Source organism: Sphingomonas psychrotolerans, assembly GCF_002796605.1.
In the GTDB taxonomy this organism is placed as follows: Bacteria; Pseudomonadota; Alphaproteobacteria; order Sphingomonadales; family Sphingomonadaceae; genus Sphingomonas; species Sphingomonas psychrotolerans.
In genome coordinates, this window is record NZ_CP024923.1 from 1964049 (window position 1) to 1979363 (window position 15315).

Genomic DNA, 15315 nt, shown 5'->3' on the forward strand with positions numbered 1-15315 from the left:
CCGGCACGCAGATCACGAACGCCGGTCGGTGCGTCGCCACGCCGGCGACAAATTGAGTGCCAGAAACACGATGCCGGCCGCGAGCATCAGCATGCCCGCCCACAGGATCGGACCAAAGACCGCGCCATAAGCCATGATGGCCGGAGGAAAGGCTGCGATGATCGACACCCATGCGGCAAGCCGCATCCGCCGCCGCGTGCCGACATCGGGGCGCCGGCCGAGACGACGCTGATGGTGCTCGTCGGTGGCGAGCGCGAACAGCAGGAACCCCGCAAGCGCCAGGAGCAGCGTGATCAGACTCATTCCGCCGGCTCCAGCACCGGCGCCGATTGCTCGACCACTTGCCGCCGTGGTTTTCGCGCCGCCGGGCGATAGCGGCCGACGCGCGCCGCGATCGCGACGAACCCCAGTCCGAAGCCCAGGATCACGGCATCGGTCCCCGCCATCAGCCAGTCCCCGCGCGCGATCGTCGCGGCGATTCCCTGTTCGGTGGCGGCGAGATTGTAGAACGGGATCGCCGCCAGCAGGATCCCGGTGGTGCCGAGCACGATCGTCCAGGCGATCTGCGGCCGCCGGACGAGCGCGAGGAGCAGCGCCGCCAGCCAGGCGAGGAACAGGACATGGACTTCCCACTCCCCCCGCCCCTTCATCGCCACCGGCAGCAGCCGGTTCGCCCACAGCATCGCCGCGATCCCGAGCGGGAAGCCGGCTATTACTGCGACGTTGAACCGCTCGACCAGGCGGAAGCCGAAATGCGGCCGCGCGGGATCGGGCAATTTCTCGCGCCTTTTGACCGTCCACAGCACCAGCCCGCTCGCCACCATCACGCTACCCGCCACGCCGCACAGGAAATAGATCCAGCGCATCCCATAATCGGCGAAGCGCCCCGCATGCAGCCCGATCATCGCGCCCGCGGTTACGGACGCCCCGCCCGGGGCCGGCGATTGCCAGACCAATTTGCCGGTCGCGCCTTCATAGGTCAGGCTCGGGGTGCGCGCAGAGAGCATCGACGACGAACTACGGCTGATCGTCACGCGCGCCGCCGCGTCGCCGGGCAAGGCCACGTCGATAAAGCCCGCCGGTGCGCCCAGCCGGCGCTCGGCGTCCTGCACGATCGACGTCAGCGGCACCATGGGCATGCGCTGCCCGGTCCGCTCCACTTCGGGCGCCTCGGGAAACAGCGTCTCGAACATCTTCGCATCGTCGCTGTAATTGGCGACCACCGCCCACGGCATCAGCATCGCCATCAGCGTGACGAGGCCGGTATAGGTGATCATCAGATGGAAGGGCAGCGCCAGCACCGCACTGGCATTGTGCCCGTCTAGCCACGAGCGCTGCCCCTTCGCACGCCGCAGCGTGAAGAAATCCCTGAAGATTTTCTTGTGCGTCACGATCCCGCTCAGGATCGCGACCAGCATCATCATCGTCGCGAAGCCGACCAGCCAGCGCGCCCAGATCACCGGCATGTAATAAAGGTCGAAATGAAAGCGATAGAAGAACTCGCCGCCCCGTGTCTCGCGCACCGTGGCGGGCTCGCCATCGGAGCCGATCAGCGCCTGGTTGTTGCGCCGTCCGCGCCGCCGCGGTGGTTCGCCCTTCTTCGGCTCGGGCTGCCAGAAGATCTGCGTCCCGGGACTGCGCGCGTTCGGCATCGGAATGAACCAACTCTTCGCGTCGGGCGCCTTCCTGTCGAGAAAGCGCTGTGCGCCGGCGAGCACCTGCATCGGTTGCTCGACCCGCGCCAGTTCGGGCCGCATCCAGCGGTTCAATCCCTCGCGATAAAAGGCGATCGTGCCCGCGACGAACACCGCGAACAGCAGCCAGCCGAGCAGCAGCCCGGACCAGGTGTGCAGGAACGCCTGCGATTGGCGAAAGCCCTTGTTCACAGCCGCCCCGTCGCTTCGATCGACGCCCACGCAGTCGCGCCGGCAACGGCGCCGAGCAATGCCAGCGTCCACACCGCCCGCCAGCCGCTGCGCGCCGCGAAGGCCCACATCGCCGCGGCCGCGCAGATCACGAACGCGACCAAGGTGGCGATCACCGTCGCCTCGGAGCGCGCGCCCGGGATCACTCGGGCGAGCGCCATCGCCCACAGGCTGCCGACGGCATAGCCCAGCGGGATCGCCGCGAGCACGCGCAGCGCCATGTCGCCGCGCCGTGCCCAGGGCTTGCCGGAAAGGCGGCCGGCGCCGCTCATTCGAACGTGAACCGGATCGTGCCGAACACGCTGCGCGGGGCGCCGTAATAATTACCGCGCCCGGTTGCCGAGATACGCGCGTAGTAATTGCGGTCGAGCAGATTGTTGGCGTTGATCGAGAGCGCAATCTGCTCGCTCAGCTTGTAGCCCGCGCGCAGGTCGACCACGGCATAGGCGCCTTGGCGCACGATCGTGGAGATCACCGGCTGGTTCGCCGCGTTGATGTAGAACGGGTTGCCACCATAGGTCGCGTCGAACCAAGTAACGCCGCCGCCGAGGCTGAAGCCCCGCAATGCCCCATCGATCGGCGCATAGTTGGTGAACAGCTTCACCATATGCTCCGGAATGATCGGAGTGAGCGGGATGCCTTCGAACGCAGTGGTCGCGTTCTCAAGATATTTGGTCTTGGTGTAGGTATACCCACCGTTGATGCGCCACCCCGGCAGGATCTCGCCGCCGATCTCCGCCTCGATTCCGTGTGCGCGGACCTTGCCGACCTGCAGATAGACGGTGGCGTCGTCGGGATCGTTGAACAGGCGGTTGGTCTGCTCGATCTGATAGGCGGCGAGCGAGAGCAGCAGCGTGTCATCCATCAGCGACAATTTGGTGCCGGCTTCGAACTGCGCGCCGATCAGGGGCAACACGTCCGAACCATCGGGCTTGCGACGGCCACTGGGCGCCGCCTGGGGCGAGAAGCTGTCGGCATAACTGACATAGAAATTGAGATTGTCGGTCGCGTCCCAGACCACGCCGGCATAGGGCGTGAACCGGCCCTCGATCCCCTGGCGGGTGCGGTTCCCGCGCGTCGGCAGCAACACTTGGTTGTTGCTCTCCCACCAGGTCAGGCGGCCGCCGCCGGTGATTGTCAGTCCCTCGAGCGGCGACAGGCGCAGTTGGCCGTATAGGCCATATTGCTCGACCACGGTGTTGGTGCCGCCATAGACCTGAAGCACGCAATTCGCGGGCGCCGGCACGATCGGCGTGCTGGTCGCTGGGCATGTCGCGCCCGAACCCTGCACCGGATAATAATTGAGCGGACCATAGGGATCGAGCGGCGGCTCGGCAGGCGACACCGGATCGAACACGTTGATCCGCGCATAATTGGACAGGCGGGTGTAATAGCTGTCGTAATCCTGCGCCTGATAGTCCGCGCCGAGGATCAGCGTCTGGTCGCGCCCGAACAGCGGGAAGCTGCCGATGCCATTGAAATCGAACGCAGTGGTCTTGGCGTAGCTGTCGCCGCGATAGGCAATATGGTTGGTCACGCCGTTGTTAGGTGCGCCGGTGGCCGGAGGGTTCGAAGGCGTGGTGACTGCCTGACTGCCGATATAACTGTAGACGTCGATCCGCTCGACATCGCTGTAAAGGCCGCTCGCGCGCAGCGTCCAGCGGTCGCTGATCCGGTGCGTCAGATCGGCATAAGCGGTCCAGGTGTCCGAGCGGAATCTATTCCAGTCCGCGCCGAGATAGGTCGAACGATCGACGTTGAGCAGCCGCCCCTCCCCGCCGGTCGTCGTACCGGCATAGCCCGGCAGACCGGACTGGATCGCGGGCTGATAGCGGTCATAATTGCCGCCGACGGTGAAAGTCGTGTCGGGACCGAGTTCGACCGACAGCGTGCCGAACGCGGCGAGGCGGAAGCGGTGCGCGACATCGAAGAACTGGTCCTGATCCTGCACCATCATGCCGCCGCGGACGCCGACGCCAGCGCCGAGTGGTGCCGAGACGTCGAGTTCGCCACGGAAATTGTTCCAGCTGCCGGCGCCGGCGCTCGCCTGTACGCGGAGGCCGTCGAGCGGGCGCTTGCGGACCAGGTTGATGCTGCCCGCCGGATTTCCCGACCCGCTGAAGAGGCCCGCCGGGCCGCGCAGCACTTCCAGCCGCTCGTAGAAGAACAGGTCGGGCACGACCGACGGGAAGTTGAACGCCAGCGTCGGCACGCCGTCGACCAGATAGTTGTTGATCACGAAACCGCGCGAGAAATACGACGGATCCTCGCTGCCGACGCCGTTGACGGTGATGCCGTTGGTGGCGGTCAGCGCATCCTCGAGCGTCTGGAGGTTCTGCGCCTCGATCTGTTCGCGGTCGATGACGGTAATGGTGTTGGGGACGTCCTTGAGCGGAGTGACGGTCTTGCCGACTTCCTGGCCATAGCTCTTGCCGACCACGATGATGTCCTCGGACCGCTGCTGTGTGGCATCGTCGGCGGGAACCGGATCCTCCTTCGCATAGGCAGGAAATGCGAAAGCGGCAGCAGCAACACTGGCCAGCAACAGGTTCACAATACGCAACGCAACGACCCCTTTTCTTGATTCGTTGCGGCGCACTAATATTAAAGCTGTTGCGAGTCACTATCAATAACGCTGCAGAGAGCTGCATATATGCTCGCGCCGGGGGCTAATTGGGACGGCCGCTGTGTCGCCCCGGCGGCGCGCCAGGGCGATCCTCGCCGGGCGGATTGGACAGCGTTCTCGAATTATCTGACATATGGCGGCTCGCGCGGCGCTGCCGGCTTGACAGCGCTTCCAGCGCAACCCAATGGTAGCGCTATCAGAACCGAAACCCTGCAAGGCGAGGGATCTTGGAAGCCTCTACGATGGAATTGCTGCCTGTCGATCACGCACAGGCGACCCTGGTCGGGCGCGTCCTGCTCGATGCCGGGCCCACGCCCGTGCTGGTCCGCGGCGGGGATGTGCTCGACGTCTCCGGCACCGCCCCGACCGCCGCCGATCTGCTCGATCGCGACGATCTCGCCGGCGTCACCGGTCCCCGGATCTGCGGCGTCGCGGCACTCGGAACTGCCGACGGGCCCCGCCTGCTCGCCCCCGTCGACCTTCAGGTGATCAAGGCCTGCGGCGTCACTTTCGCACTCTCGGCAATCGAGCGGGTGATCGAGGAACGTGCCCGCGGCGACGCCGACAAGGCATCGGAAATCCGCGGCGATCTCGAGGCGAAGGTGGGATCCGGCATCCGCTCGGTCGTCCCCGGCAGCACCGGGGCCGCCAGCCTCAAGACCGCCTTGATCGACGCCGGCATGTGGTCGCAATATCTCGAAGTCGCGATCGGCCCCGATGCGGAGGTGTTCACCAAGGCGCCGGTCCTCTCCGCGGTCGGCTGGGGCGACGATGTCGGCATCCGCTCGGACAGCGACTGGAACAATCCCGAACCCGAAGTCGTGCTGATCGTCGACAGCAAGGGCAATCCTCGCGGCGCCACGCTCGGCAACGACGTGAACTTGCGCGATTTCGAGGGGCGCAGCGCTCTTCTCCTCGGCAAGGCCAAGGACAATAACGCCTCGACCGCGCTCGGCCCTTTCATCCGCCTGTTCGACGCGAGCTTCACGATGGACGATGTCCGCTCCGCCGTGGTCGACCTCCAGATCGAAGGACCCGAGGGCTATCGCCTCTCGGGCACCAACAAGATGAGCGAGATCAGCCGCGATCCGACCGATCTCGTCCGCCAGGCGCTGAGCGAGCACCAATATCCCGACGGCTTCGCCTTGTTCCTCGGCACGCTGTTCGCGCCGGTGCAGGATCGCGACCATCCGGGCCGCGGCTTCACGCACAAGGAAGGCGACATGGTTCGCATCGCCACGCCGAAGCTCGGCGCATTGGTCAATCGCGTCACCACCTCGAAGGCTGCACCGCCCTGGGAGTTCGGCATCCGCGACCTGATGCGCAACCTCGTGGCGCGCGGCCTGCTCGCGTGAAAATTTCCTTCACTAGCGAATCGACTCCCCCTCTTCATGGCAACCATGCTCACGCGCTCCGCGCGCTCCCAGGAACCCGCCCGCTCCATGTCCGAAGCTGATCCCACGCACTCGCCGCTCGCACGCGATCAGCGAGCCACTTATCCCAGTCTTCGTGGCAAACGCGTGCTGGTCACAGGCGGCGGCTCGGGGATCGGCGCCGGCATGGTCGAGGGCTTTGTCCGCCAGGACGCGCAGGTCACCTTCTTCGACATCGCCGAGGAAGATTCATCGGCCCTGGTCGAGAGCCTGAAGGATGCGGATATCCCGCCGGTCTTCCAGCGCCTCGACCTTACCGACGTCGCCGCGATCCAGTCCGCGATCCATGCGCTGATCGACGAGCATGGCGCCTTCGACGTGCTGATCAACAACGCCGCCAACGACGATCGCCACACGATCGAGCAGGTCACCCCCGAATATTGGGACAATCGGATCGCAGTGAACCTGCGCCACCTGTTCTTCGCCGCGCAGGCGGTGATACCGGGGATGAAGGCGCAGGGCGGCGGCGTGATCGTCAACCTCGGCTCGATCTCGTGGCATCTCGCGCTCGAGGAACTCACGCTCTACCAGACCTGCAAGGCGGGCATCGAGGGCCTGACCCGCAGCTTCGCGCGCGAGCTCGGCCCGCACAATATCCGCTCGGTCTGCATCGTCCCCGGCAACGTCAAGACGCCGCGCCAGATGCAATGGTACACCCCCGAGGGCGAGGCCGAGATCGTCAAGGCGCAGTGCCTCGAGGGTCGCCTCCTCCCCGACGACATCGCCGCGATGGCATTGTTCCTTGCCTCGGACGACGCCCGGCTGGTAACGGGCCACGAATATTTCGTGGACGCAGGATGGCGATGAGATGAGCAAAGTGGCGATTTCCGAGCCGGTCAGCATCTGGCAGCTCGGGGCGCCGCTCGGCGAAGGCCCGGTCTGGGTCGAGCGCGACCAGGCACTCTGGTTCGTCGACATCAAGAGCCACAAGATCCACCGCCTCGATCCGGCAAACGGCGCGACCCGCAGCTGGGATTCCCCCGGCCAGATCGGCTTCATCCTGCCGATCGCGAGCGGCGGCTTCGTCGCCGGCCTGCAGACCGGGCTCAGCAGGTTCGACGAGCGCGACGGCAGCTTCACCCATATCTGCGCGCCCGAGCCCGAAAAGCCCGGCAATCGCCTCAACGACGCGACCGTCGATCCGCAGGGCCGCCTGTGGTTCGGCAGCATGGACGACAGCGAAGAAACCATCAGCGGCGCGATCTATCGCCTCGGCGATGACGGCCATTGCATCGCGACCAGCCCGCTGGTGGCGATCACCAACGGCCCCGCAGTCAGCCCCGACGGCAAGATACTCTACCACGTCGATACGCTGGGCGGAGTGATCTACGCCTGCGACGTCGACTCCGCCGGCATGCTGGTCAACCGCCGCGAATTCGTCCGCATTCCCTATGGCGAGGGTTTTCCCGACGGCCCCACGGTCGACAGCGAAGGCTGCGTCTGGGTCGGTCTCTATGCCGGCTGGGGCGTGCGCCGCTATTCGCCGGCCGGCGAACTGCTCGAGGAAGTCAAGTTTCCGGTCAGCGCGATCACCAAGATCGCGTTCGGCGGCCCCGACCTCAAGACCGTGTTCGCGACCACCGCCAACAAGCACATCGCCCCCGCCGATCTGGCGAAGGAGCCCCATGCCGGCGACCTGTTCCGCTTCGAAGTCAGCGTCCCCGGCCAGCGCGGCGTGCTGATCCGCGAAGGCGTCTGACCCGCGCCTTATTGCGATAGATTAGCAATAAAGCTGCGAATGATTAGCAATCCATCGTCGCTTCGAGCTTCTTGAGCAAGGTCGAAAGCACCCATTGCTCCTTGTCGGCAAGCCCGGCCAGCAGTCGCGCCTGAAGCGCCATTTCGCTCCGAAACGCCTGCTCGACCAGCCCCCTGCCCTTGGGCGACAGTTCGACGAAAACGCTGCGTTTATCGTCGCTTGCGGCAGGGCGCCGGATCATCCGCGCGACCTCCAGCCTGTTGAGCCGCGCAGTCAGCCCGCCCGACGATATGCCCAGCGCGCGATAGAGTTCGGTCGGCCGCATCCGATGCGGCGGCGGCGCGGCGCGCAGGGTCGCGAGCACGTCATAGCCGCCTCCGTCGATGCCATGCTGCGCGAGCAGCGGCTCGACCGCGAGCCGCGCCTTGAGCGCGATCCGCCGCACCCGCCCCAGCACCGAAAGCCCGCGCGTATCGACATCGGGCATCGCCGCCGACCATAAGGTGATCAACTGGTCGACAGGGTCGGTTTCGGCCATGCTATCTCGCCATCAAGACATATATCTCGACGTCGAGAAACTCGACGAAAAGATGGATGCCTCCAAGATAAGACACTTATCTCGAAGTCAAGTTATTTGTCTCGCGGGCAAAAGGTCTGGCTGCTCGCTATTTGTGGGTTTTGCGGCCGCCAGAACTCTATTTCTCCGTGTTTTTAGTCCTTTGGCAAGCATTTTCCGCTGCCCCGACCTCCACCCGCCAAGGCCGGTCAATCGCCTTGTCACTCCTCTCCCCCTCGCTAAGCTCGGCCCGCAAACAGCGGAGGAAAAGGATGACGCCGGTCCTCGTTAACGGCATCGCGCTCGTCGCCGGGCTCTTCGCCGCGGTCCCGGCGGCGCAGACCACGGCGCCACGACAACTGCTCGCTGCCGCCGACAGGTTCGATCGCGCCCAGCTCAGCAAGGATGCCGCCGCACTCGATCACATGGTCTCCGACGATCTGGTGTTCATCGAAGCGAGCGGAACACGTTCGAACAAGCAGACCTTCATCGCCGGCTGGACCGCCCCCGGCGACAGCTTCGATCCGGTCACTCTGGTCGACCGCCGCCTCGTGCCGCTCGGCCGTGAAGCCTTTCTGGTCACCGCCGAGGCCCGGCTCACCGGAATCTCGGACGGAAAGCGCTTCGTCAGCGCCATCCGCTTCACCGATATTTTCCGGTGGATCGACGGACGTTGGCAGGCGGTGCACATCCAGGTGACGCGCCTCCCCACGGGCAAATGAGACGGCCGCGCGCGCGTACACCCCTCACCCGGTCGCTATCGACGGAGGCCGGTACCACGCAACGCCCTTGCCTCGGCGTCACTTTTGCCTAGGCAAAAGGTCATGGACTTCGACGACCAGCTCCGCCGCTATTTCGGCACTGCCGACCCAGCCACGCTCAGCCCCGACACGCTCGCCGACGGCACCGATCGCATCCGCGTCGATCTCGGCCTCGAAAAGGACCGCAACCGCCGCTTCGCGCTCTGGGCGCTGCTCCACATCCTCGGCAACGCGCCCGATCTCGACGTGGCGTTCAAGGACGAAGCCGACCGCGAAGCCGCGCGCAACTTCATGGACCTGATGGCCGGCGATCAGGCGTGAGGTCGCCACCGCGCTCCCATGCGCGGTGAACCGTCATCAGGGCCGTTTGGACGCGATCCAGCGCGCGATCTTCTGCTCGAGGATGTTCAGCGGCAACGCGCCGGTCATCAGCACCTGCGCGTGGAATTCCTTTAGATCGAATTTGGCACCCAGCGCCTTCTCCGCCCTGGCACGCAGCTCGAGGATCTTGAGCTGCCCGATCTTGTAGGCGAGCGCCTGCCCCGGCATCGCAATGTAACGCTCGACTTCGCTGGTCGCGTCGGTGCGCCCCATCGAGCTGTTGTCGAGCATGTATTTGATCGCCTGGTCGCGGGTCCAGCCCTTCGCGTGGATGCCCGAATCGACGACGAGACGCATCGCGCGCAGCATCTCGTCGTTGAGGCCGCCGAAGCGCTGATAGGGGTCCGTTTCCATGCCGAGTTCGTCCCAGAGCGTCTCGGCGTAGAGCGCCCAGCCCTCGGCATAAGCGGTGTTGCCGCCGAAGCGCATGAAGTTGGGGAGCGCTTCATTCTCCTGCGCCAGGCTGATCTGGAAATGATGCCCCGGCGCACCTTCGTGCAGATAGAGCGTCTCCTGTCCCCAGGTCGATCGCGAGGGCAGATCATAGGTGTTGTAGTAGAAGACGCCGGGCCGCGACCCGTCGGGCGCGCCTTGCATGTACGAGCCGCCGGCATCGTTCTTCTCGCGATATTCGGGAACCGGGCGTATCTCGAGCCTGGTCTTGGGCAAGGTCGAGAAGATAGTGCCAACCCGGGCGTCGACGCGCTTGCCGATCGCGTAATATTCGTCGCGCAGCGCTTCCTTGCTCGCCGGGCGGAACTTGCCGTCGGTGCGGAGGAATTCGAAGAAATCCTGCAGGTTCCCCTTGAAGCCGGTCTGGTTCTTGACCGTCTCCATCTCGCGGTGGATGCGCGCGACTTCGCTGAGCCCGAGCTTGTGCACGTCGTCGGCGGACAGCTTGAGGGTGGTGTTCTCCTCGATCAGGAAAGAATAGAGCGCCGGTCCGCCCTTCATATGAACGAGGCCGACGCCCTCGCGCGCTGCCGGCAGATATTCCTTGGCGAGAAAGTCGCGCAGGCGCTGATAGGCCGGATGGATCTCGTCGCGGATCACCGCCGCGGTCTCGGCGCGCAGCCGCGCCTGGTCAGCCGCGGGAATGTCGGCCGGGAATGCCTTGAGCGGCGCATACAGAGTCGATCCCTCGACGCCTTGGGCAAGCTGAAGATCGAGCTGGTCGGTGACGTTCCGCACGACCAGCTTTGGCTGGACGACGCCCGACTTCATCCCCTGGCGAAAGCGCTCGATCGCCGCGTCGATGAACCACGCATAGCGATGGTGGCGGCTGATGCTGTCCTGATAGTCCTTCACCGTCTTGTACGGCGCCGCGCTCTGCCCCGAGGCGAGATCGGGATAGAAGACGTGGAGGCCGGTGAAGTGATCGATCGGGCGGACGACGGTGAGCGGCAGAATCTCGGCGCTCAACGAACGCAGCGCGAGCTCGGTCTGCCATTTGAAGATGTCATAGGCGAGCTGGTCGGTAGGCGACAGCGCCGCGCGATCGATCCGGCCAAGCGCGGCGAGGTCCTTCTCGCCCGCCGCGCGCTCCGCATCGAAATAGGCGTCGCTGATATTGTCGCCGAGCTGGTCGGCGTAGCGCATGTCGCCGCGGAACAGCGCCTCGATCGGATTGCGGCGCAGATTGTCCTCGTCGCTCTCCTTGAAGAGCGCGTGGAGCGCTGCCGACGCTTCCGCCTGCGTCGGGGCGGCGGCCACGTTCGGCGCGACGGGAGCCTCGATGCCGTTCGCAGTCGCAGAGGCAGAGACGAGAGCCGCTGCGGATGCGGCGATGAAAAGGTGAACGCGCAAGATAGTGCTCCCGAAAAGAACTGTATTGCTTCGATGCGGCACCTCGCCCTCGCTGACAAGCCCCGCGCCAGGGCGGAAGCGCTTCGAGCGGACGCTATCCGGCCGGCGCCAGCACGGTCACATGGACCTCGCACCGCAGCCGGAACCCCAAATTCTCGTACAATGCGATCGCGCCGCGATTGTCGGCATAAGCATGCAGGAACGGTGTTTCGCCGCGTTCGGCGATCCGCGCGGCTACCACGCGCATCAGTCCCCCGGCATAGCCGCGGCCGCGCCAGTCGGGGTGGGTGCAGACGCCGCTGACTTCGGTGAACCCCGCCGGCTTCATCCGCTCGCCGGCCATCGCCACCAGCCGCCCGGAATCGCGGATGCCGATAAAGTCACCCAGTCGATGTGTGCGTGCGAAGAACGGCCCGGGCTCGGTCAGCGTCGCCAGCGCGAGCATCTCGCCCGCGTCGGCGTCGCCGAGTTCGACGAAATCGAGATCGCCGGTGCCCGAGAGCGTCTCCGCCACCATCTGCACGCCCATGCGATGCTTCGCCACGCGCGTTCCCGGCACAAGCGGCAGCGGGTCCTTCTGCAGCACGATCGCCGGGCCGGTGGCGCCGATCAGCGTTCCCAGCGCCGCCAGCGATCCGGGCGCGTGATCGCCGACAGCGGCGAAGATCGCATATTCGGGGTCATAGCGCAGCGCCGCCCCCTCCCCATGCGCCAGCGCCTGCTGGCGGGTGCAAAGCGCGGTCCACGCGGGCCCGTCCAACGCGTGCGTCATGTCGCCCAGTCTAGGGTGAAGGCGCGATCTTTCCAACCATCGTTCAGCGACAGCCGGATGACGAAGGCGCGTCTCAGTGATTGTGCCGCGGCGCCTTCTCGCTGGTCCGGCGGTATTTCAGCGCAAAGTCGAGCACTCCGCCCTCGCCCAATTGTCCGGTCTTCTCGCGGTACAATTCCTCCCACGGCGTATTGCTCTCGGGGATTGGAGGCGCCGGTTCGGTCTTGCGCCGCGCGATCTCGGCTTGCTCGACCAGCGCGTCGCAAGAGCCGGCATTGAGGTCGATGCGGATCGTGTCGCCGGTCCGTAGCCACGAAAGCCCGCCCCCCACGGCGCTCTCCGGCGAGGCATTGAGGATCGACGGGCTGTCCGAAGTCCCCGATTGACGCCCGTCGCCCAGGGTCGGCAGGCTCATAATGCCTTGCTGGATGAGGTGATCGGGCGGCTGCATATTGACCACTTCGGCGGAGCCGGGCCAGCCGATCGGACCCGAGCCGCGGATCACCAATATGCAATCCGCGTCGATCTCGAGCGCGGGGTCGTTGATCCGGTGATGATAATCGTCCGATCCGTCGAACACGATCGCCCGCCCCTCGAACACGCCTTCGGCGCCCGGACGTGACAGATAGCGCGCGCGGAAATCGTCGGAGATCACGCTGGTCTTCATGATCGCCATGTCGAACAGATTGCCCGAGAGCACGAGGAACCCGGCCTTTTCCTTGAGCGGCGCATCCCAGGGCAAGATCACCGCGCGGTCGCGGACCTGCGCGGCGGTGATATTCTCCGCCAGCGTCTTGCCGGTGCAGGTGAGCACATTGCCGTCGAGCGCGCCGTTGGCGAGCATCTCGGTGAGCACTGCGGGGATTCCCCCGGCCCGGTGGAAGCGCTCGGACAAAAATTCGCCCGCTGGCTGCATGTTGACGACCAACGGCAGGTCATAGCCCGCGCGCCAGTCGTCCGGCGTGATCTCGATTCCGGCATGCCGCGCCATCGCGACCAGATGCGGCTGGGCATTGGTCGATCCGCCGATCGCAGTGAGCAACTTGATCGCGTTGAGGAAGCTCGCGCGGCTCAATATCTTCGAGGGCCGCAGATCCTCATAGGCCATCTCGACGATCCGTTTGCCGGTCTCGTACGCCATCTGCCCGCGCTCGCGATAGGGCGCCGGGATCATCGCGCAGCCGGGCAGGCTCATCCCCAGTCCCTCGGCGATCGAGTTCATCGTCGATGCCGTACCCATGGTATTGCAATGGCCCGAGGATGGCGCGCTCTCCATAGCGCGCTGGAGGAACTCCTCCTCGTCGATCTCGCCCGCCGCCATTTTGCGCCGGCTGCGCCAGATCACCGTGCCCGATCCGACCAATTCGCCTTCGTGCCAGCCGTCGAGCATCGGTCCGCCCGACAGCACGATCGCCGGGATGTCGACCGTCGAGGCCGCCATCAGCGACGACGGCGTGGTCTTGTCGCACCCGGTGGTGAGGATCACTGCGTCGATCGGATAGCCGTTGAGGATCTCGACCAGCCCCAGATAGGCCAGGTTGCGGTCGAGCGCCGCGGTCGGGCGGCGGCAATTCTCGAAGATCGGGTGCAGCGGAAACTCCATCGGCACGCCGCCCGCCGCGAGAATGCCCTCGCGCGCGCGCTTGACCGTCTCGAGGTGGATGCGATTGCACGGCGCGATGTCGCTGCCCGATTGCGCGATGCCGATGATCGGCTTGCCGCCGCGCAATTCGTCGGGGGTGATGCCGTAGTTCATGAAGCGCTCGAGATAGAGCGCCGCCATGTCGCTGCGGCCAGGCGCGGCGAACCATTCGCGCGAGCGGAACGGGCGGGCGGGAGTGCGGGTCATATCGTCCTCTTGTCGTGCAGAGGGGCGCGAGCCTCGCGGCCCGCGCCCCCCTTCAAAGTGTCGGCGCGGCAAGGCTCAGCCTTCCATCGCCTCCAGTTCCTTGCCCTTGGTCTCCTGGATGAAACGCTGGACGAGGAAGAAGCTGATCACCGCGCAGATCGCGTAGAAGCTGTAGCTCGCGGCGAGCCCGATGCCCGCCAGCATGATCGGAAACGCCTGCGCGATCAGATAATTGGCGAACCACTGCGCGAAGCCGCACACCGCCAGCGCCGAGCCGCGGATCTGGTTGGGGAACATCTCGCCGAGCATCACCCACATCACCGGGCCCCAGCTGACGTTGAAGAAGATCACGTAGAGATTGGCGGAGACTACGGCGATCATCCCGCTCTGCCCCGGCAAGACGAGCTTGTCGTCTACCAGCGCGCCCTGGCTGAACGCATAGACCATCGCGAACAGGGTGACCGCCATCCCCGCCGAACCGATCAGCAGCAGCGGCTTGCGGCCGATCTTGTCGATCAGGGCGATAGTAAGGAAGCACGCCGCGATCGAGACGAAGCCCGAGACGATGTTGATCAGCAGTGAGTCAGCCTCGCTGAAGCCGGCGGCCTGCCACAGGGTCGAGCCGTAATAGAAGATCACGTTGATCCCGACGAGCTGCTGGAACACCGCGAGCAGCAGCCCCGCCCAGACGATCGCGCGAATGCCTAGAAAGCCGCGGCCGCCCGCCGGAGTCAGCACGTCGCTGAGGCGCGGGCGATGGTCCACCGAGAAACTCGCCTGGATCTCGGCGAGCTTGAGCCCGCCCTCTGTCGGGCCGAACAGCGCGGTGAGAACGCGAAGCGCGTCCGGGTTGCGCCCCTTGGATACCAGATAGCGCGGGCTCTCCGGGATGAAGAACAAGGCGATCAGGAACACCGCGGCCGGCAGCGCCTGCATCAGGTACATCCAGCGCCATGCCTCGATCCCGCCCCAGAACGGGTTGGTCGAAGATCCGGCTGCCCCGGCGAGATAGTAATTGACCACGAACGCGGCGGTGAGGCCGGTGATGATCATGATCTGCTGGACCGTCGTCATCCGCCCGCGGATGTTCGCCGGCGCGACTTCGGAGATGTAAGCTGGCGAGAGCACCGAAGCCGCGCCCACCGCCATCCCGCCGAGGATCCGGGCGATGACGAAGATGGTGTGGTCGTGCGCGAGCCCCTGAACCAGGGCGCCGACGAGGAACAGGATCGCCGCCAGCCGCATGACGTTGCGGCGGCCCATCTTGTCGGCGAGCGTGCCGGCGAAGAACGCGCCGATGAAGCAGCCGATCAGCAGCGAGCCGACGGTGAAGCCCAGCCCGGCATCGTCGAGCGCGAACGCCGCCTTGAGCCCCGGCTGGGTGCCGTTCACGGCGCCGCTGTCATATCCGAAAAGCAATCCGCCGATCGTCGCGACTGCGACGATGGCGCTGATCAGGCCGATATTGGCCCTCTCGGCGGTCTGGTTCATCCCCACTTCCTCTCCT

14 protein-coding genes are annotated in these 15315 nt (G+C 65.6%); 5 read left to right on the forward strand and 9 right to left on the reverse strand.

Annotated elements, in window-relative coordinates:
- Nucleotides 1-12: 12 nt before the first annotated feature.
- The 4 genes from CVN68_RS09025 to CVN68_RS09040 are packed head-to-tail and all read right to left on the reverse strand — an operon-like array spanning nt 13 to nt 4479.
- Complete coding sequence (locus tag CVN68_RS09025) at nt 13-303, reverse strand: DUF3325 domain-containing protein (RefSeq protein ID WP_100281908.1); 291 nt, start codon at nt 301-303, stop codon at nt 13-15.
- Nucleotides 300-1886 (reverse strand): PepSY-associated TM helix domain-containing protein, encoded by a 1587-nt coding sequence (locus CVN68_RS09030; RefSeq protein ID WP_100284308.1) that lies wholly within the window; start codon nt 1884-1886, stop codon nt 300-302. Before CVN68_RS09030 ends, CVN68_RS09025 begins: the two co-directional genes overlap by 4 nt.
- Nucleotides 1883-2197 (reverse strand): hypothetical protein, encoded by a 315-nt coding sequence (locus CVN68_RS09035; protein WP_100281909.1) that lies wholly within the window; start codon nt 2195-2197, stop codon nt 1883-1885. The genes CVN68_RS09030 and CVN68_RS09035 overlap by 4 nt, the downstream gene beginning before the upstream one ends.
- Entirely contained in the window at nt 2194-4479 is a 2286-nt protein-coding gene (locus CVN68_RS09040) for a TonB-dependent siderophore receptor (protein WP_233503704.1), read from the reverse strand. The genes CVN68_RS09035 and CVN68_RS09040 overlap by 4 nt, the downstream gene beginning before the upstream one ends.
- 314 nt (nt 4480-4793) lie before the next feature.
- Here CVN68_RS09040 and CVN68_RS09045 point away from each other — a divergent pair, with 314 nt between their 5' ends.
- The 3 genes from CVN68_RS09045 to CVN68_RS09055 all read left to right on the forward strand — a co-directional run bounded on the left by CVN68_RS09045 (nt 4794) and on the right by CVN68_RS09055 (nt 7683).
- Entirely contained in the window at nt 4794-5906 is a 1113-nt protein-coding gene (locus CVN68_RS09045) for a fumarylacetoacetate hydrolase family protein (protein ID WP_199560241.1), read from the forward strand.
- 87 nt (nt 5907-5993) lie between these two features.
- On the forward strand, nt 5994-6791 hold the full coding sequence (locus CVN68_RS09050) for an SDR family NAD(P)-dependent oxidoreductase (protein ID WP_100284310.1): 798 nt from the start codon (nt 5994-5996) through the stop codon (nt 6789-6791).
- Nucleotide 6792: 1 nt separating this feature from the next.
- The gene (locus CVN68_RS09055) at nt 6793-7683 is read left to right on the forward strand and encodes an SMP-30/gluconolactonase/LRE family protein (RefSeq protein WP_199560242.1); all 891 of its coding nucleotides are present in this window, start codon (nt 6793-6795) and stop codon (nt 7681-7683) included.
- A 43-nt stretch (nt 7684-7726) separates the two neighbouring features.
- On the opposite strand, the gene CVN68_RS09060 is transcribed toward CVN68_RS09055, so the two are convergent.
- Nucleotides 7727-8221 carry a MarR family winged helix-turn-helix transcriptional regulator gene (locus CVN68_RS09060; protein ID WP_100281911.1) on the reverse strand — a complete coding sequence of 165 codons (495 nt, stop codon included), beginning with the start codon at nt 8219-8221 and terminating at the stop codon, nt 7727-7729.
- Between the two features lie 290 nt (nt 8222-8511).
- Between CVN68_RS09060 and CVN68_RS09065 the strand changes: the two genes are divergently transcribed.
- Together CVN68_RS09065 and CVN68_RS09070 are read left to right on the forward strand one after the other, a co-directional pair.
- Nucleotides 8512-8961 (forward strand): nuclear transport factor 2 family protein, encoded by a 450-nt coding sequence (locus CVN68_RS09065; RefSeq protein ID WP_100281912.1) that lies wholly within the window; start codon nt 8512-8514, stop codon nt 8959-8961.
- 102 nt (nt 8962-9063) lie between these two features.
- Nucleotides 9064-9321, forward strand: a complete 258-nt coding sequence (locus tag CVN68_RS09070) for a hypothetical protein (protein ID WP_100281913.1) — start codon at nt 9064-9066, stop codon at nt 9319-9321.
- 36 nt (nt 9322-9357) lie between these two features.
- Here CVN68_RS09070 and CVN68_RS09075 read toward each other — a convergent pair whose 3' ends face one another.
- From CVN68_RS09075 to CVN68_RS09090, 4 genes are all read right to left on the reverse strand, one after another.
- Nucleotides 9358-11187, reverse strand: a complete 1830-nt coding sequence (locus tag CVN68_RS09075) for a DUF885 domain-containing protein (RefSeq protein WP_100281914.1) — start codon at nt 11185-11187, stop codon at nt 9358-9360.
- 94 nt (nt 11188-11281) lie between these two features.
- Nucleotides 11282-11959, reverse strand: coding sequence for a GNAT family N-acetyltransferase (locus CVN68_RS09080; RefSeq protein ID WP_100281915.1), 678 nt, complete (start codon nt 11957-11959; stop codon nt 11282-11284).
- A 73-nt stretch (nt 11960-12032) separates the two neighbouring features.
- On the reverse strand, nt 12033-13808 hold the full coding sequence (locus tag CVN68_RS09085) for an IlvD/Edd family dehydratase (protein ID WP_100281916.1): 1776 nt from the start codon (nt 13806-13808) through the stop codon (nt 12033-12035).
- A 75-nt stretch (nt 13809-13883) separates the two neighbouring features.
- Nucleotides 13884-15299 carry a sugar porter family MFS transporter gene (locus tag CVN68_RS09090; RefSeq protein ID WP_100281917.1) on the reverse strand — a complete coding sequence of 472 codons (1416 nt, stop codon included), beginning with the start codon at nt 15297-15299 and terminating at the stop codon, nt 13884-13886.
- Nucleotides 15300-15315: the final 16 nt, after the last annotated feature.